The sequence below is a fragment of the Myxococcus sp. AM011 genome (genome assembly GCF_013372595.1).
GTDB lineage: Bacteria > Myxococcota > Myxococcia > Myxococcales > Myxococcaceae > Myxococcus > Myxococcus eversor.
This window is the reverse complement of record NZ_JABXEM010000241.1, coordinates 1-17,887: the sequence shown is the minus strand read 5'-3', so window position 1 is coordinate 17,887 and position 17,887 is coordinate 1. Positions and strand designations below refer to the sequence as shown.

The window sequence follows — 17,887 nt, the reverse complement described above, 5'->3', positions numbered from 1 at the left end:
GTCTCCATCTCCGCCGACGAGCGGCTCCGAGGGGCCGGGCCGGCTCGCCGTCGTGGAGACCTCTCCGGCCACGAACACACGGGCGGGCCGCGCGGCGGTCTGGAAGATGGGGATGCGCTCACCGTCGGCGGTGAGGCCCTCGACGTAGTACTCGACGCCTGGCGGGACCATGTGCTCGGCGGGGATGACGCCGCGGTAGAGGTCGCCGTACTGGCGCTCCATCAGCACGCGGGCGAAGGGCTCACCCGGGCCGCGGTAGCGGACGTACATCTCCAGGATGCGGCTTCCCTCCACGAGCGTGCCGTCCAGCCGCAGAGGCAGGTTGGCCTCGGCCTTGGTCGGAGCGGAGTGAAGAAGTGAAGGCTCCTCGGCACGGACAGGTACCGCCAGGAAGAGCACGAAGCTGAGGAGGGTCGCGCGCGCGAGTGTGTTCTTCAAGCTGAAGGGGATGGTCCATTGCCCCCCTCCCCGAGTCAAGGAAGGGAGCCCCGAGGCCGCGTGCCGCTGATTTTTTGCCGGGTCTCCAGGGCCGTGCGAGGGATCGCCGCACTCCATGCGCGACTCGCTCGCCCTGCACCTTGCCCTCTTCCGTCGTCAGCGGGCACAAATCGCCCGCGTGGTGGACGGGCAGACAGATGCCTTCCGCTCCTACGAGGCCCGCTACCGGCGGCGTACCGCCAGCTATCGGCGCGTCCTGCCTCTGGCCGACGTGCACCAACGCGTGCTCGCCTCGGACGTGGTGTACGTGGGCGACTACCACACGCTGCCCCTGGCGCAGCAGACCTACCTCGAGCTGGTGGAGCACGCGCTCACCTCGGGACGCCGCGTCGTGATGGCCCTCGAGTGCATCGAGGGACGTCACCAGACCTCGGTCGATGCCTGGCGCTCCGGCCGCCTCTCGGAGCGCTCCCTCCTGGCGAAGCTGGGCGGTGACACGGATGGTGCGGGATTCGGCCCGGGCGCCCCGCTGCGCACCCTGCTCGCCTTCGCCCGGCGCCACCGCCTGGAGGTCGTCGGAATCGACCGGCGTGCCCAGGGTGAGCGCTCGCTCGCGCTGAGGGATGCCTACGCCGCGGAGCGCATCGCCCGGGCGGCCCGTGCCGAGGACCGTCCGCTCGTCCTCGTCCTCGTGGGCCAGTACCACGTCGCGCCGTGTCACCTGCCCGCGCAGGTGGAGCGCGCGCTCGGCGACGACACGCGTCGCGGCCTGGTCGTGTACCAGAACGCGGAAGGCGTCTGGTGGCGGCTGGCCCGCGACGGACGCATGGGCGTGGCCGAAGCGGTGGAGCTGGCCGACGACACGGTGTGCCTGCTCAACGCCTCTCCCGTCGTCTGTCAGCAGAGCTTCCTCGACTATCTGGAGGCCGAGGCCGGCGACTCGCCCTTGATGGACCGGGGTGCCTCGGAGCGGTTCCGGGAGATGGCGGCGCTGATCGGCCGCCTCGCCGGGGTGCCGGTGGTGCGCGCGCTGGAGTCGGTGGAGGTCGCCACGGTGGCGGATGGCGACGTGTTGGCGCGCATCCAGCGACGCGGGCGCTTCACGCAGGCGGAGCTGTCACAGCTGCGCCGCCACATCCTGTCGCGGGAGAGCAGCTACATCCCGCGAGCGCGGACGGCGTATCTGGCCTCGCTGTCACTGAACCACGCGGCGGAGGAGGCCGCGCACTTCGTGCGGCACTGCGCGGTGGGCAGCGCGATGGAGGCGCCGCGCACGGCCTCCGAGGCGTTCTACGCGCGGTGCATGGAGGAGGCGCTGGGCTTCTTCGGCTCCCGCCTGGTGAACCCGCGTCGCACGTGCCTGGGGCTGGCCGATTGGGCCCGTCGCTTCGGCGAGAGTCGCGGCGTGGAGCGACAGGTCTCCGCCTTCGTGCTGGCGCACAAGGCCGCGGAGCTGGAGGCGCCCGAAGAGGCGGTGAAGCTGCTGCCCCTGCGCAAGGACCGGCTGTTCCACGGCGTCAGCCACGCGCTGGGCTACCTGCTCGGGGACAGGCTCTACCGCGCCTTCGACGAGGGCCGGCTGGCGAAGGCGGAGGTCCGCGCCCTGTTTCGAGATCCGTTCGCCGACGCGCGCACCGTGTACTTCACCTGGGCCGAGCGGCTGCGGGACTGAGTCTCACCGAGCGCGTGCCTCGGGGGCCTCCGCCTCTGGGGGCTTCGGCGCGGCGGGAGGGGACGCGAAGGTGCCATCCGGGAGGAGGTCGCGCCTGGACGCGGGGTTGTCCTCGGTGACGACGCTGATGCCGCCATCCGGAAACAGGACGTAGGTCACCGCCGTGTCGACGTGGCCCACCGCCAGCGACGTCAGCTCCGGATAGAGCATCAGCAAGGCCAGCTCCGTCTCCAGCGGTCCCTTGAAGGTCTGGTGCAGGTGCGCATCCATCCGCGAGGCGTCCTCGGTGATGGGCGCCACGTCGACCGCGATGACGCTCGGGTGCAGCTTCACCTGCTCGCGCAGCGTCTTGCCATCCGGAGCGAAGCGGAAGCGGAAGTCGCCGCCATAGAAGAAGCGCTTCGGGTCCCTGGTCCCCTGCAGCGTGTACACGGTGATGTCGCCCGACGCATCCACGAGGACCACGGGGTTGACGCTGGTCCGACCGAAGGTCTCCACGGTGATGGTCTTCGCCGTCCTCACCGCGCGGGCCATGGGGCTGAAGTCGATGGGGAGCGTGTTCAAGGGGATGAGCTCCATCCATTCGGGCTCCTCGTGGGGAGCCTTCAACGCATAGGCCGGGATGAATTTCCCCGCGTCGTCGACCCGGCCGAAGAGGCCGTACCAGGCGCCACCATGAGGCAGGGTGAGGTGCATCTGCATCCGGGACGGGCTCAGGTCCACGTCCTTGCTCTCCATCAGCACGTCCGTGGCGCGAATGGCGGCGCGCTCCGCTTCGACGATGTACCGGGCGCGGGCCTGGACCCGGAGCAACTCCGCGTCGTCCACGGGGATTCGCGAGGGAGCGGGAGCCGCGGCGTCGCCCAGGAACGCGCGCGTTGAATGCGCGCCGCAGCCGACGAGTGACACGAACACCACCAGGGACAGCACCAGCCGCATGCGAGACCTCGTGCCGCGAGTCTGCGCGATTCCCCGGGGTCCGTCACGCTGCGCGTGCGGGTCGGCAACACGGCCGCTTGCTCGCGGGTCCGGGAGGTTCAGGGAGCGGCCTCCACGGAGACTTCCATCTCCACTTCCGCGTCGTCCGCCCATCTCGGCAGGGAGAACCACAGCTCCGACGCTCCCGACAGGATGTGCCGGCCGACGTCGAGCACGTGCAATCGCTCGTCCGAGGGCTGCCCGGCGACGCGGAGGCGAAACGGCGCGGCCGGCACGGCGATCATCACCACGGGGCTGCGCGGCCGTTCGTGGGAGGCCCGGATCTCCACGGCATACCGAAGCCCGGGCCGTAGGTTCCGGACCGTGAAGCGATGCTCGGGGGCGAGTTCGCTCGCGAAGTCGACGACGTTCAGGGACCGGCCTTGCTTCGCGCCTCCACTGAGCGAACGAACGTCGATCTCCATCATGTGGGGCCGCGTGAGCGCCCACTCTTGGCCCCACAGGACGAACAGCCACATCCGCGTGATGCCCGTCACCGTCTGGGAGTCCGTGGTCAGCGTCCACAGCCGCCGCTCTGGCGGCACCTCGGGGTCGGCGATGAACGCGAGGACGCGACTGGAGGAGGGCGCCGCACGCGTGCCGTCCAGCGCCTTGGACCAGGTAAAGCCATACGTGCCCAGCGTGCGCAGCGAGTAGCGCTCCGTGGGCTCAAGCACCAACTCATGTGCCCGCTGGATGGGATTGAATGACTGTCCGGACTCGCGAAGCACGGCCAGCGCGGGCGGCTCCTGCTCCATCGACACCTTCGTGTCCAAGGCAGGCTCGACTTCCGGCTCCGCCTCCTTGCGCTCGCCCAACGCGGAAGCCTCGACGCTCTCGTCGCCCCGCGGGGCGACCTTGGCATCATCCTGTGAGGGAACAACCTCGGCGGCGACCGGCGGGGACCCCACCTCGGGCTCCGCCAGTATGGGAGGAACTTCGGGCGCCGCCGGAACACGCACGTTGTCCTGTTTCGTCGTGAGCGCCTCTGTCGCGGCGTCCGTCTTGGAGCCACGCCAGACGATGCCCATGCCCAGCAACCCGAGCCCCAACGCGATGAGAGCTCCCCAGCGCCAGCCCAGGGAACCCTTCCGAGCTGCTCGCTGGGCTCCTGGCGCCACCTCCGCCACATCCAGCTCGAAGGCCGCGCCTGGCGGCTCGGACGTCCTGGCGTGGGGGGCGGAAGATTGGGACTTCGCGCGTACGACCCGTGTCGCCGCGGACCGCTGGCTCCTTGGCCCGAGCGCATTGACGTCGGCGGGGGCTCGCCACGACTCGAGCTGCGATAGGAATTCGGAGGGAAGCGCCGGGATGCGCTTGCGCGTGGCCAGCTCGTCCTGAAAGAGCCAGCTCGTCAGATGCTTGCGGGTGTTCGTGGGAAACAGCGGCGCGTTCGTGCTCAGCCAATCGGAGAGGGCTTGCTGCAGCGCCTCCGTTGTCCTGTAGCGGTCGTCCCGTGACTTCATCAACGCGCGTTGGAGGATCTCCAACATGGCCGCGTCCAGCGTCGGATTGAACTGCCGCGCTGGAGTCAGTCGCCCTTCGACGGTGCGGGTCATCACCTCCAGCTCATCGCCTTCGTTCGGGAGCTGTCCGCACAGCATCTGGTACAGCACCACGCCCACCGCATACACATCCGAGCGTGCGTCCAGCACCTCGCCTCGCGCCTGCTCCGGCGAGAGGTACAGGTATTTGCCCTTCACCACTCCGGCCTCTGTCTCCACGCGGCCCGCGAGCCGGGCCTTGGCGATTCCGAAGTCGGAGATCTTCACCTCCCCCTCGAAGCTCATCAACACGTTGTCCGGGGAGATATCGCGGTGCACCAGGCCGAGCGGCTCACCCTGCTCATCCACCAGGGTATGCGCGTAGTGCAGCCCTCGACACATGTCGATGGCGATGCCGGCGGCGATGGGCGTGGGGAGTCTGGGAAGGCCCTTCGCGCTCGCCCGCTTCAGCACCCGGGAAAGCGGCTGGCCATCCACCCACTCCATGGCCAGGAAATACTCGCCGTCCACCTCCCCGAAGTCGAAGACCTGCACCACGTTGCCATGACTCAGGCGCACGCAGATACGGGCTTCATTGAGGAACATCTCCGCGAACTCAGGGTCCGACGCATAGACACCGAGCACCCGCTTGATGACCACGGACTTGATGACGCCAGGAGCCGCCGGATACCGGGCCCGGTACACCTCCGCCATCCCACCCGCGCCCAGGCGCTCCAGCAATTCGTACCGACCAAACTGCGTCTGCCCCGGGTTGCCCATGTCAGGGGAAACTACCATTCCAGAATTCATCGTGCGCAGGGGCCCCTCCAGGGGACTGTCGCGGCACGACATGGAACGAAGTCAGCGCCTGGCCTGTCTCTGAAAGGCCTCACGCTCCATGGGAACCTGCGGGTCGGACTCAGGTCTTGGTGGGCGCGTTGGCCTGCACGGCGGCCTTCACCTTCGCGCGCAGGGCACGGACGCGCTCGCGAGCCTGGAGGCGCTGGTCCTCGGAGAGCTGACCGCCGGCCGCGTCACGCTGGGCCTTCAGTTCGTCGCGAAGCTGGCGGGCCTCCGTCTTGAACTGGTCCGCCTGCGCCTGCGAGAGACGACCCTCGGACACGGCGCGGTCCAGGCGGTGCTCCATCCTGGCCAGCTTCCGCTCTCCCTTCATGCCCTTGTGGCCATATCGACCCCCATGGTGGCCCTCCTGGCCCTGGGGCGCGGGCGCGGCGTCCTCGGCGAGCACCGGGACGGAGAACAACAGCGAAGCAGCGACAACGGAACGCAGCAGGAAACCTTGACGCATGGTGGGACTCTCCAGTCGGTGGAACTGGACGCGAGCGGCACACCCGCTCGCGTCCTCGTTGCCAGGAAGAACCCCGCGTGGAGAAGAAGGTTAAATCCACGCCGCCGGCACCCGGTGGGAGCAGGTCCCCTCCCCTACCGCCTGCCCGCCCTCCGTCCAGTCACCACCCCTACATGCTCAGGGCGCGCCCGGCTTCACGGCGCGGGTGGCGATGAAGCCGTCGAAGTGCTCGGAGAGCTTGTCGCCCGCGACGTGCCGGTCCTCGAACAGGCCCGCCAGGAGGAAGCCCGCGTCGAGCTGTCCGCCCAACTGGTCCTGGAGCGAGTGTCCCACGCAGAGGGGCTCACCCTTGTCGGTGTACCGGCGGCGCTCGGCGTCCGTGAGGCTGGTGAAGTCCGAGTACGGCATCTTGTACTTGAGCTGCATCACCCCCTGCTCCTGGAGGTCCGGGTCGAACAGGAAGATGACCGGATTGCTGATGCCCGACAGGAGCACTCCGCCTGGGCGCAACACGCGGAAGGCCTCTCGCCAGACGGGCCGTACGTCATCCACGAAGGCGTTGGAGCACGGGTGGAAGATGAGGTCGAAGCCGCCGTCCTCGAACACGGAGAGGTCCTTCATGTCCCCCTCCACCAGCCGCAGCTCCAGGCCCTCCCGCTCCGCCACCTTGCGGTCCTGCCCCAACTGCGCGGGCGAGTTGTCCAGCACCGTCACCCTCGCGCCCGCCGCCGCCAGCACGGGCGCCTGCTGTCCGCCCGCACCCGCCAGGCACAGCACCCGCTTTCCAGCGACTTCACCGAACCACTCGCGCGGCACCGGCTTGGTGGGCGTGAGCACGATGCTCCACTCCCCGCGCCTCGCCGCGGCGATGACCTCCGGCGTCACCGGCACAGTCCACCTGTCTCCCACCGACACCTGCCGGTCCCACGCCTCGCGGTTGTATTTCCGCACGTCCATCGACTCAGTCGTCATGCAGCACCCTTCCTTCCATGCCTCCCGCCACGGTGATGACCTCACCCGTCACGTGGCCGGAGATGCGATCCGATGCGAGCGTCACCACCACGCGCGCGACATCCTCGGGCTGGCCCACCTTGCGCAGCGGCATGGTGCGCGTCACCCGCTTCACGAACCCCTCGCCCTCCAGCTTGGAGCGGTTGCGGTCCACCGCCGTCCAGCCGGGGCACACCACGTTGACCCGGCCCAGCGGGGCGATGCGGCCCAGCTCGTTCTTCAGGCTGCGCACGAAGCCGTTCGCCAGCGCGCCCTTCGCCGCCGCGTAGTCGGAGTGCCCGGCCTCGCCGAACAGGCCCGCCGTGGAGCTGATGATGACGATGTTGCCCACGCCCGTGGTGGACACGTGCCGGAGGAACGCACGGCAACACAGGAAGACGCTGTCCAGGTTCTCCGCGAGCGTCCGACGCCAGCGCTCCAGCGACATCTGCCAGACAGGCTCATCCGGGGCGGGCCACACGCCCGCGTTGCACACCAGCACGTCCAGCCGGCCCAGCGCGGCCACCGACGCGGGCACGAGGGCATCCACCTCCGCCTCCACCGTCAGGTCCGCGCCCACCGCCGCGCCGCCCACTTCTTGCGCAAGCGCTCGCGCCTGGGCTTCGCGGGAGCGGTAGTGCACCGCCACCTTCGCGCCTTCTTCGGAGAACGCTCGGACGAGCGCGGTGCCGATACCTCCCGCGCCGCCCGTCACCAGGATGCCTTTGCCCTTCAGCTCCGTGTCCATTCAGATGGCTCCTCGGAAGACTTGGGGCCCCGTCGCGCCGGAATCCGGGCAGACGGGTGGCGTCCGGCGGCTGCCGACGCGAGGGGCCCGTGATTGCTGACATGGAAAAGAAGACGCCGACGCGGCAAGAGCGCGTCGGCGTCGGAGTGCATCAGCTCAGGCGCAGCAGCTTGCGCGCCTGCTCCGGCGTGGCTGGCTCGCGGCCGTGGGCCCGAGCCCGTTTGGCGGCCTCGGCCACCAGCTCCCAGTTGCCCTTCGCGAGCACGCCCTTGGACACGTAGATGTTGTCCTCCAGACCCACCCGCGCGTTGCCGCCGCGCTTCGCCGCCTCGTCCACGAACGGGAGCTGGTGACGGCCCACCGCGGCCACCGTCCAGGTGCTCCCCTCCGGCAGCGAGGCAATCATGAAGTCCAGCACCTCCGGCCGCGCCTGCAGCGTACCCGGCACGCCGAGCACGAAGTCGAAGTGCGCCGGCAGGTCCACCAGGCCCTCCTTCGCCAGATAGCGGGCCTCGTCGAGCATGCCCACGTCGAAGCACTCCAGCTCCGGCCGGAGGCCCAGCGCGCGGATGCGCTTGGCGATGTCCCGCACCAGGGGACGCGGGTTCCAGAACACCTCTTCGCCGAAGTTCACCGTGCCCGTGGTGAGCGTGGCCATGTCCGGCCTGTCCTCTCCCGTGAGCGTCAGCGGACCACAGCGCTGGTCCACCGTCATGCCCACCGCGCCACCGGTGGACGTCTGGATGAGGACATCGGTGCGCTTGCGGATGGCGCGGATGGCGGCCCGGAACAGCTCCGCGTCCTGGGACGGCTTGCCGTCCGCGGTGCGCACGTGCAGGTGCACCATCGCCGCGCCGGCCTCGCGACAGCGCACGGCGTCTTCCGCGATTTCATCGGCGGTGATGGGCAGGTGCGGCGTCTGCTCGCGCGTCGTCTCCGCGCCGACCATCGCCGCGGTGATGACCATGGGAGTGCTCATCGCTGGCCTCGCTGCTTGTCCTTGGGAACCACGCAGGTGCCCGAAGCACGGCACACGACGATGGGCTCCGGCAACAGGTCCGCCGCCGAATCATTCACATCCGTGCGGGGCCGGATGACCTTGCGGGCCTCGAAGCGCATCTTCCGCGACGTGTTGCCCGCGCTGATGATTTCGCCCTCTGCCTCGATGAAGTCCCCCGCGTACACCGGGGCCAGGAACTCCACCGAGTCGTACGCGCGGAACAGCCCCTCGTCGCCGTCCGCCCGGATGCACAGCTCCGTGGCCACGTCGCCGAACAGGCCGAGCATCCGCGCCCCGTCCACCAGGTTGCCGCCGTAGTGCGCATCGTGACTGCTCATGCGCAGGCGGATGATGGCCTTCGTCCCAGTGCTCACGTCGGCTCTCCCTGGTAGTGGGCGTCCTTCGGCTCCTTGCCTTCCTTCTTCAGGAGCGCGTGGACGATGTAGTTGGCCACGTCGGACGGCTTGGTGCCGGGACCGAAGCCGGCGTCGAAGCCCAGCTCCAGCGCCAGCTTGTGGTCCACGCGCGGGCCGCCCAGGAGGAGCTGCACCTTGCCGTGGATGCCCGCCGCCTTCGCCGCGTCGATGAAGTGCCGGGAGTTGTCCTTGTGCACGTCGCGCTGCGTGACGACCTGGCTCACCAGGATGGCGTCGGCGTTCTTCGCCAGGGCCTTCTTGATGAGGTCCTCGTTGGGCACCTGGCTGCCCAGGTTGAACGCCTCGAACCCGGGGTAGCGCTCCAGGCCGTAGTCGCCCGCGTAGCCCTTCATGTTCAGGATGGCGTCGATTCCCACCGTGTGCGTGTCCGTGCCGGTGCACGCGCCGAACACGACGATGCGACGGCCGACCTTCTCCTTGATGAAGGCGTTGAGGTCGTCGAAGGACATCTTCTTCACGACGACTTCCGGCACGTCGATTTCGGCGTAGTCCAGGTACATGCCCGAGCGGGCGTACACGATGAAGAACGTGTAGTTGTCCGCGGCGCGCTCGGCCGCGGCGACCTTGACGTCGGAGAACCCCATCTTCTTCGTGAAGACGGCGGCGGCCTCCTTGGCCTTCTCCGACAGGGGCACCGGCAGCGTGAACGAGAGCTGCACGACGCCGTCGTCCCGACGGTCTCCGTAGGGACGGATGATCTGCTTGCTGGGCTTCACCATCGGCTCATTTCCCCATGCCCCGCTGAATCTTCACGCTGGTGCCCACCTTGTCGGCCAGCGCGGCGAAGCGGTCCTTCTTGGCCTGCTCCATGTGGAAGACGACGGACCACGTCGTGCGCCCATCGCACCCGACGTACGTCACCGTGTCCACCACCCCGCCGTTCGTCGAATTGTCCGAGTCCAACCGCTTCGCCGCCGGCTGCCCGCCCACCTTGAGGGCCACCCAGTTGGCGCCGCCGATGCTGGCGACAATCTTGTCCACGCAGACCTGGGCCTTCATGCCCGCCGTCTGCACCGAGCCCACGTCCACCAGGAAGTACGCGTCGCCGCTGGGCGCGGTGAACTTCGTCGTCCCGTCCTCGGCGGAGCGGTTCCACGCGGCGGGCACCTGCACGCCCACGTTCTTCACCTGGAACTGCGCCAGCGAGTCCGCCGAACCGCCAGCGGCCATCACCACGGTCAGGATGGTACCGAGCATCATGTTGCCTCCAGGATTTCCAGGAACGGGTTGAAGTAATCGGGAGCCTTCTCCATCACGCCGTCCAACCCCTTGCCGCCGGTCTCCTCGCGCTTCACGTCGCCGAAGTGACCCTTGCCAATGGCCGCCACCATGCCTTCGTCGCGGCACTCCTGGAGCAGCTTCATCGCCTGGCCGAACACCTCGCGGGCCCGGTTGGCGATCTTCCCGTCCTCGCGGACGGTGAACTCCTCGTCGATGCCCCGCGCCGCGCGGTGGATGTAGTTGGCGGACTTGAGCGCCACGAACCGGTCCGCGAGCAGCGGCGTGTGCATGGCCTCCGTCATCATGCCGAGCAGTTGGATGCCCTGCTTCGTCCAGATGGCCACCAGGTCCGCCATCACGTCGTATGCGTGGCTGAAGAAGATGTCCGTCTCCTTGTGCTTGGTGGGCGGCATGTACTTCAGCGGCGCGTCCGGGAAGCAGCGGCGCACCAGCATCGCCTGCGACAGCTCCAACAGGAGCGTGTCGTCCCGGTACGGGTCGATTTCGTACGAGTGGCCGATGCCCAGCTGCCAGTCCTTGAGGCCCGCGCGCTTGGCGAAGCACTCGTTGATGAACTGGCTGGCGATGACGGTGTGGGCCGCGTCGAACGCGTCCGCCGTGGTGATGTAGTTGTCCTCGCCGGTGTTGATGATGATGCCGGCGAGCGCGCAGATGCGGCGGCTGAAGTACTGGTCGATGAACGTGCGCCGCATGTTGATGTCACGGAAGAGGATTCCGTACATCGCGTCGTTGAGCAGCATGTCCAGCTTCTCGTAGGCCGCGCAGAAGGCGATCTCCGACATGCACAGGCCGGACGAGTAGTTGGTGAGCTGGATGTAGCGCTTGAGCTTGATGCTCTCCTCATCCAGGGCCTCGCGCATGATGCGGAAGTTCTCCTGGGTGGCGTACGTGCCGCCGTAGCCCTCCGTCGTCGCGCCGTGAGGCACGTAGTCCAACAGGGACTGCGCGGTGGAGCGGATGACGGCGATGACGTCCGCGCCCGCCTGGGCCGCGGCCCGAGCCTGGTCCACGTCGTCGTAGATGTTGCCGGTGGCGACGATGACGTACTTGTGCGGCGCCGGCGACATGGGGAACTGCTGGCGGAGCGCATCGCGCGCGGCGAGGCGGGACTTCATGTCCTCCAGCGCGGAGCGGGCCTCGGCGCGGACCTCGGCACGGAGGTTCTGCTCGACTTCCGGAGACAGCGGACCGAGCTTGTCCGTCGGCAGCGCCGTCAGCCGCTCCACGGCCTCCAGCGGGCTCTTGGCGCCCAGGTGGAGCGCCCGGCCATACCAATAGGCGGCGCCCCGGTTGAGCACCCCGGCGGCCTTGAGCTTGTCGACCATCAGGTTGGCGAGCGGCACCCCTCGCGCGCCTGCCCCGGAGATTCCGAAGAAGCGCAACACGGTGCGCTCAATCGATACAGTGGTGTTACGGCGGATGAGGTCGAAGATCGGGTTGACGATCTCCTCCGCCAGAGTGCGCGCATGCGCAATCTGCGCGTCGTCAATGAACGGGCCTGGCATGGGCGCACCTTACCCGCCCGAACGCCTACAGGAAGCGCCGAAGCATACCCGAACGCGCTGCCGCACCGCATTATCGGTTGGGAAACGTCCGCACCGAAAAAACGGTGATCCACCCCACCGAGCCGGCGGTGTTTCCACCGATATGCCGGTGAGCGCCGCGATTGGCGACACGGCAACCCGTTGGAGTTATTGGATTCCAAGGAACGGCACGGCGCGTGCTCTGGAGCGGGGCGCCTCATCCCCCGAGAGGAGACTTCGCATGAAAACCCGTTCCCTGTTGCTGACGGCCGCGCTGCTCAGTGTTCCGGCCTTCGCCGCCAATCCGCCGCCCCTCACCACGGACACCGGTGCCGCCGTGGGCACCAATCAGAGCTCCAAGACGGCCGGCCCGCGCGGCGGCATCCTGCTGGAGGACTTCCACCTCATCGAGAAGCTGGCCCGGTTCGACCGTGAGCGCATTCCCGAGCGCGTCGTCCACGCGCGTGGCACGGGCGCCTACGGTGTCTTCGAGAGCTACGGCAACTTCTCCAACCTGACGCGCGCGTCCGTCTTCTCCAGCAAGGGGAAGAAGACGCCCATGTTCGTCCGCTTCTCCACCGTCATCCATCCGTCCGGCTCGCCGGAGACGCTGCGGGATCCTCGCGGCTTCGCGCTCAAGTTCTACACGGACGAGGGCAACTGGGACCTGGTGGGCAACAACCTGCCCATCTTCTTCATCCGCGACGCCATCAAGTTCCCGGACATGGTGCACTCGCTGAAGCCGTCGCCCATCAACAACAAGCAGGACCCGAACCGCTTCTTCGACTTCTTCTCCCACATCCCCGAGTCCACGCACATGCTGACGCAGCTGTACTCGGACATCGGAATCCCGGCGAACTACCGCCAGATGAACGGACACGGCGTCCACGCCTTCAAGTTCGTCAACGCCAAGGGCGAGTACCGCTACGTCAAGTTCAACTGGGCCTCGCAGCAGGGCATCAAGAGCCTGACCTCCGAGGAGGCCGCGCGCACCGCGGGCGAGGACCACCAGCACGCCACCTCCGACCTGTACGCGTCCATTGGCGCGGGCAAGTTCCCCGCGTGGGAGCTGTCCGCGCAGGTGCTGGACCCCAAGGACCTGGACGGCTTCGCGTTCAACCCGTTGGACCCGACGAAGATCTGGCCGGAGGACAAGGTGCCCTCCGTCAAGCTGGGCAAGTTCATCCTCAACAAGATGCCGGACAACTTCTTCGAGGAGACCGAGCAGGCCGCGTTCTCCCCCGGCGTGCAGCCCTCCGGCATCGAGCCCTCCGAGGACCGCCTCCTCCAGGGCCGGCTCTTCTCCTACGCGGACACGCAGCGCTACCGCGTGGGCGCCAACTACCAGTCCCTGCCCATCAACCGCTCGCGCGCCTCGGTGAACAGCAACAACCAGGCTGGCGGGATGAACTTCGCCAACACGAAGTCGGACGTGAACTACGAGCCGAGCATCGCCCGTGAGTCGCAGGAGTCCCCCGCCGACCTCTTCTCGCGCGCCCCGCTGTCCGGCACCACGCAGCAGCAGCCCATCGAGAAGACGGACAACTTCTCCCAGGCGGGCGTCTTCTACGTGGCGCTCGACGCCGCCGCGAAGGACCGGCTGGTGAAGAACCTGGCCGCGGACCTGGGCCAGGTGCGCGACGCCCGCGTGAAGGCGCGCATGGTCGGCCACTTCTACGTCGCCAACCCGGAGTACGGCACGAAGCTGGCCAACGCGGTGGGCGTGAAGGTGGACGACGCCAAGGCCGCCGTGGCTCCCCTCGCCACGCGCTGACGCTCGCGGTGTTTCACTCGGGTCCCGGCGCCAGCGTGTCGCCGGGGCCCTCCCCTCTTGAGGAGACCAGGGCATGGGCCAGCTCGCGCCCCCGTGCCCCGGACTTCTCCCGCAGACTTCGTCTGGAGGACGACCATGTTTCGCAAGCTGCTGCTCGGAGCCCTCGGCCTGCTGGTGCTGGTGTGCGCGGTGCTGACCGCCGCCTGGTTCTCCTTGCGCGCGGAGCCCGCGCCCCAGGGGCGCCTCCTGGCCACGAGCGAGGCGGAGAACTACCTGCTCGCCGCCTCGCGTGTCGGCGATACGGAGATCGTCACGGGATTGCTGAAGGCCGGCACGCCCGTGGAGGCGCGCGACTCGAGAGGCTTCTCGCCGCTCATCCTCGCGGCGTACCACGGCCACCTGGACACCGTGCGCGCGCTGCTCGCCGCCGGCGCGGATGCGTGCGCGGGAGACAAGCGCGGCAACACCGCACTGATGGGCGCGGCCTTCAAGGGCTACCGCGACGTCGTCACGCTGCTGAACCAGCAGCCCTGCGCCGTGGACCAGGCCAACAGCCTGGGCCAGACGGCGCTGATGTTCGCGTCGCTCTTCGGACGACAGGAGGTCGTCGACCAGCTCCGCGAGAAGGGCGCGTCACCCGAGGCTCGCGACGCGAGCGGCCGGAGCGTCGACGACTGGGCGCGCACCCAGACCGAGCCCCAGGCCCCCGTCATCCCCGCTCCCGTGGCCCCGAGCGACTCCTCCGCCGCGAGGTAGCGCGGGCGGAAGCGCCCGCTTCGCTCAGACGTACCGCGTGGCGAAGAGCTGGAGCAGCTCCGGCTCCGTGCGCAGCAGCGCCAGCGTCAGCGAGGCGTGGCCGGGCACGTAGCCGTTGCCCACCAGCATGGTGACGTCCTTGCCCACGCCCTCGGCACCGAGCGCCGCCGTGGTGAAGCTGGTGGCCATGGAGAAGAAGATGGCCGTGCCGCCGTCCTTCACCGAGAGGATGGTGGCCATCTCCGTGTTGCCCACGCTGGCGCAGTTCACCACCAGGTCGCAGAGCTGCCCGTCCGTGGCCTGGCTCACCGCCTCCATCACGTCCACGCCCTGGGTGGCATCCACCTTCAGCGCCACGTCACACAGGCCAATGGCCGACAACATGTCCAGCGCGGGCTGCGACACGTCCAGCGCGATGAGCTTGCCCCGGCTCTCCAGGTTGCGCCGCGCCTGCGCCAGACACAGCGCCCCGCTCTTGCCCGCGCCCAGCACCGCCACCGTCATGCCCGGACGCACGTACCGAGCCACCAGCGCGGGCGCGCCACACACGTCCAGCGCCGCCAGCGCCAGCGTGTCCGGCATGTCCGACGGGAGCTTCGCGAAGATGCCACTGGCGAAGAGCAGCGCGTGCCCTCGGATGTCCACCCGGTCGATGTCCACGTGGACGGCCTTCACCTCGTCAATCACCAGCGGCGTCAGCGTCAGGCTGACCAGGGTGGCGATGCGGTCTCCTATCTGGAGCTGCCCCTTCGCCGGGTGCTTCGCGCCAATCTCCTTCACCCGGCCAATCAGCATGCCGCCCGAGCCCGTGACGGGGTTCTGCATCTTCCCCCGCTCCCGGACGATCTCCTGGATGCGCTCGCCGATGCGCGTGGCGTCGCCCCCCACCTCGCCCTTGATCTGCTTGAAGGACGCCGCGTCGATGTTGAGGCTCTCCACGTCGATGAGCACCTCCGAGTCGCGGCACGGCAGCGAGGGGTCCAGCTTCCGCGCACGCTGCGGCAGCACGCCCTTCTCTCCGACGACGCGAGACAGCCCGTAGAGGTCGTTGCTCATGTTCCCATCTCCCTGAAGGTCATCCACGCCCACCACCCCAGCCACCGTGGCGCGCGGGCGCTCTGCCTCTACCCGCTCCCCCGGGGGCATGGCCAGCGCCACGTCACGCTTCCGGGGGATGACGTCGCGCGGCAATCAGTCCCGGGCCCCCAGGTCCGCCTTGGGGGCCACCCTGGACCGATGCCGCGCCCTCCTCGCTACTCCGTCGCGAGCTTCGGCAGCAGCACCGACAACGAGCGCTCGAAGCGATAGCTCACGCCGGAGTGGCCGTCCTCGAACTCCTCGTGCACCAGCTCCACGCCGGCGTTCTTGAGGTCGTCCGCCAGCATGCGCGTGCCCCAGCGCAGGTTGAACTCGTCGCGGGTGCCGCAGTCCAGATAGACCGTCTTGAGCTTCTTGTAGGCATCCAGGAACTTGGGCACGAAGCGCACCGGGTCCTGCACCAGCCAGCGGTTCCACACGTCGAGCTTCAGCCGGCCCGTCTGCATATCGAAGGGAAGCTCCAGGTTGAGCGGCTCACCCTTCTTCGGCGAGTACGCCGCCGCCATCGCCAGCGTGTTCACCACCGGAAAGTCATCGCCGCGCATCTTCGTCTCGCGCACGCGCTGGCGGAACTCGCCCTGCCACGCCTCGATGCCACCCGCCTTGAGCAGCACGTTCGCCGCCTTCGGCAGGTCCGGCAGGTAGCAGTATTCGAAATACGAGTCCGCCGAGTGCGCGCCCAGGTGCGAGAAAATCTCGGGGTGGTAGCGGCCCATCACCAGCGCGCCGTACCCGCCCGAGCTGTGTCCCAGCACCGCACGCGACGCCGCCTTGGGCAGCGTGCGGAAGGTGCGGTCCACGAAGCCGACGATGTCCTTGGCCAGGTAGTCCCGATAGCGGCCGATGGCGTCGCTGTTGATCCACTGGCTGCCGCCCAGGGACGTCCAGCCGTCGGGGAACACTCCGATGACGGGCGGCACCGCGCCGGACTCGATGAGCGCATCCAGTCGCTCCGGCACGGAGGGCGCGAAGCCCGAGGAATTCGTCCAGCTTCCTCCGCCGCTGCCGAACGCATGCAGGAAGTACACGGCCGGGAAGCGACGGTCTCCCTCGCTATGACCCGGCGGCAGGTACACGGTGAGCCGGCGTCGGGCCGGGTCGCCCAACGGATTGGACTCCAACGCGGGCGACTGCACCTCGCGCGTTTCCAACAACCCTTTCATCCGAGTCTCCCCTCTCCGTGCTCCGCTATGCGCGCGAGCCCGGGTTCTTGCCGAAGATCTTCATCACGGCTTGCAGGTCCTCCCACGCCTTGCGCTTCTCCGCCGGATTGCGGAGCAGGTACGCGGGGTGGAAGGTGGGCATCAGCTGAATGCCCTCATAAACGCGCCAGGCACCCCTCATCCGGGTGATGGGCGTGGAATCGCGCAGCAACGTCTGCGCGGCGAACTTGCCCAGCGCCACGACGACCTTGGGCTGGATGGCCGCGAGCTGCGCCCGGAGGAACGGCTCGCACGCCGCGATCTCGTCCGGCTCTGGATTGCGGTTGCCCGGGGGCCGGCACTTCACGACGTTGCAGATGTAGATGTCGTCGCGACGGAAGCCCATCGCTTCAATCATCTTCGTCAAGAGGTCACCCGCGGCGCCCACGAAGGGGACGCCCTGCAGGTCCTCGTTCTCACCGGGCCCCTCGCCCACGAAGACCAGCTCCGCGCGCGGGTTGCCCGTGCCGAACACGATGTTCTTGCGACCCGTGCACAGCTTGCAGCGCCGGCAGTCCCCCAGCTCGCGACGCACCTGGTCCAGCGTCGGCCGCTCACCGTCCACACTGCCCGGCAGCGCGGTGGTTCCACCCGGAGACGACCGGGGCACGTCGAGCAACATGCCAGTGGATGCGGGAGCGGCGGGCCGGGACAGCGGCGCGAGCGGCGCCGCGGGGGCCTCGGTCGGCGGACGAGCCATCGGCCCCGAAGGCGTCGCGCGGCTCGAATCGAGCGGACCCGCTGGCGGACCCGCGCGGCGCTCGGCCATGGGAGGCGGCGCGCCGACAGGAGGCGTCGCGGGAGTCGCCTGCGTGAGCGCGGGGCGCCGCTCGGCCAGCGAGGGAGCGGCGGGAGGCGTCGTCACGGGCGGCGACTGCGAGGAGTCGGAGCGGCGCTCGGCCAGGGGAGGCGGTGCGCCCTGCGAGGGCCCCAGTCGGCGCTCGGGGGAAGCAGCCGTGGGCTCGGCCGCGCCACCGGGCCGGGTGAACCGCGAGCGCAAGGACGGGGCGAGACGCTGGAGCTCGGCCGCCGCCTTGGCGTCGATCATCAGCATCCGACCCGCGCCGTCCTCCTGCCAGAGCAGGTGGCGGCGCACGTCCTCGAGCACGGCGCTCAGTTCCTGCGAGACATCGGGCGAGTCGTCGTTCACGGTGCTGGATCGGTATCGGACAGCGAGACCAAGCGCAAGGAAGCGGTCGTCGGTGGGGGCCATCCGCCCATCCCCATGGTGAGCCC

General features: G+C 68.8%; 16 protein-coding genes and 1 pseudogene. 3 read left to right on the top strand and 14 right to left on the bottom strand.

From position 1 onward, the window contains the following. A pseudogene (locus HUW62_RS36305) lies at nt 1-438 on the bottom strand (hypothetical protein); the annotation flags it as partial. 115 nt (nt 439-553) lie between these two features. On the opposite strand from HUW62_RS36305, the gene HUW62_RS36300 reads away from it, so the two are divergent. Beyond that, entirely contained in the window at nt 554-2,110 is a 1,557-nt protein-coding gene (locus tag HUW62_RS36300) for a ChaN family lipoprotein (RefSeq protein ID WP_163864424.1), read from the top strand. A 3-nt stretch (nt 2,111-2,113) separates the two neighbouring features. Here HUW62_RS36300 and HUW62_RS36295 read toward each other — a convergent pair whose 3' ends face one another. The 10 genes from HUW62_RS36295 to HUW62_RS36250 form a co-directional block, all read right to left on the bottom strand. Then, a complete protein-coding gene (locus HUW62_RS36295) occupies nt 2,114-3,049 on the bottom strand; it encodes a hypothetical protein (RefSeq protein ID WP_255203851.1) in 936 nt (311 codons plus the stop codon). 98 nt (nt 3,050-3,147) lie between these two features. Further along, a complete protein-coding gene (locus tag HUW62_RS36290; protein WP_176437033.1) occupies nt 3,148-5,370 on the bottom strand; it encodes a serine/threonine-protein kinase in 2,223 nt (740 codons plus the stop codon). Nucleotides 5,371-5,491: 121 nt separating this feature from the next. Beyond that, nucleotides 5,492-5,881 carry a hypothetical protein gene (locus tag HUW62_RS36285; protein ID WP_163864423.1) on the bottom strand — a complete coding sequence of 130 codons (390 nt, stop codon included), beginning with the start codon at nt 5,879-5,881 and terminating at the stop codon, nt 5,492-5,494. A gap of 177 nt (nt 5,882-6,058) precedes the next feature. Further along, a complete protein-coding gene (locus tag HUW62_RS36280) occupies nt 6,059-6,853 on the bottom strand; it encodes a class I SAM-dependent methyltransferase (RefSeq protein ID WP_176437032.1) in 795 nt (264 codons plus the stop codon). Then, the gene (locus HUW62_RS36275) at nt 6,843-7,619 is read right to left on the bottom strand and encodes an SDR family NAD(P)-dependent oxidoreductase (protein WP_163864422.1); all 777 of its coding nucleotides are present in this window, start codon (nt 7,617-7,619) and stop codon (nt 6,843-6,845) included. The genes HUW62_RS36280 and HUW62_RS36275 overlap by 11 nt, the downstream gene beginning before the upstream one ends. 151 nt (nt 7,620-7,770) lie before the next feature. After that, nucleotides 7,771-8,598: a 3-keto-5-aminohexanoate cleavage protein gene (locus HUW62_RS36270; RefSeq protein ID WP_163864421.1), complete on the bottom strand. Its 828-nt coding sequence runs from the start codon at nt 8,596-8,598 to the stop codon at nt 7,771-7,773. Next, nucleotides 8,595-8,993, bottom strand: coding sequence for a hotdog fold domain-containing protein (locus tag HUW62_RS36265; RefSeq protein WP_205522603.1), 399 nt, complete (start codon nt 8,991-8,993; stop codon nt 8,595-8,597). The genes HUW62_RS36270 and HUW62_RS36265 overlap by 4 nt, the downstream gene beginning before the upstream one ends. Beyond that, a complete protein-coding gene (locus tag HUW62_RS36260) occupies nt 8,990-9,775 on the bottom strand; it encodes an OAM dimerization domain-containing protein (protein ID WP_163864420.1) in 786 nt (261 codons plus the stop codon). The genes HUW62_RS36265 and HUW62_RS36260 overlap by 4 nt, the downstream gene beginning before the upstream one ends. 4 nt (nt 9,776-9,779) lie before the next feature. Further along, a complete protein-coding gene (locus HUW62_RS36255; RefSeq protein ID WP_163864419.1) occupies nt 9,780-10,256 on the bottom strand; it encodes a hypothetical protein in 477 nt (158 codons plus the stop codon). Further along, nucleotides 10,253-11,803 carry a lysine 5,6-aminomutase subunit alpha gene (locus tag HUW62_RS36250; protein ID WP_163864418.1) on the bottom strand — a complete coding sequence of 517 codons (1,551 nt, stop codon included), beginning with the start codon at nt 11,801-11,803 and terminating at the stop codon, nt 10,253-10,255. The genes HUW62_RS36255 and HUW62_RS36250 overlap by 4 nt, the downstream gene beginning before the upstream one ends. A gap of 259 nt (nt 11,804-12,062) precedes the next feature. Between HUW62_RS36250 and HUW62_RS36245 the strand changes: the two genes are divergently transcribed. Further along, the gene (locus tag HUW62_RS36245; protein ID WP_163864417.1) at nt 12,063-13,595 is read left to right on the top strand and encodes a catalase; all 1,533 of its coding nucleotides are present in this window, start codon (nt 12,063-12,065) and stop codon (nt 13,593-13,595) included. A gap of 135 nt (nt 13,596-13,730) precedes the next feature. Next, the gene (locus tag HUW62_RS36240; protein ID WP_176437031.1) at nt 13,731-14,351 is read left to right on the top strand and encodes an ankyrin repeat domain-containing protein; all 621 of its coding nucleotides are present in this window, start codon (nt 13,731-13,733) and stop codon (nt 14,349-14,351) included. Between the two features lie 24 nt (nt 14,352-14,375). Here the strand turns inward: HUW62_RS36240 and HUW62_RS36235 are convergent, their stop codons facing one another. The 3 genes from HUW62_RS36235 to HUW62_RS49195 all read right to left on the bottom strand — a co-directional run. Then, nucleotides 14,376-15,407 carry an L-erythro-3,5-diaminohexanoate dehydrogenase gene (locus HUW62_RS36235; protein ID WP_163864731.1) on the bottom strand — a complete coding sequence of 344 codons (1,032 nt, stop codon included), beginning with the start codon at nt 15,405-15,407 and terminating at the stop codon, nt 14,376-14,378. A 197-nt stretch (nt 15,408-15,604) separates the two neighbouring features. Next, nucleotides 15,605-16,612, bottom strand: a complete 1,008-nt coding sequence (locus HUW62_RS36230) for an esterase family protein (RefSeq protein ID WP_163864415.1) — start codon at nt 16,610-16,612, stop codon at nt 15,605-15,607. Between the two features lie 25 nt (nt 16,613-16,637). After that, nucleotides 16,638-17,887, bottom strand: a 1,250-nt coding sequence (locus HUW62_RS49195; RefSeq protein WP_368670567.1) for a uracil-DNA glycosylase family protein, incomplete at its 5' end; no start/stop codon positions are given.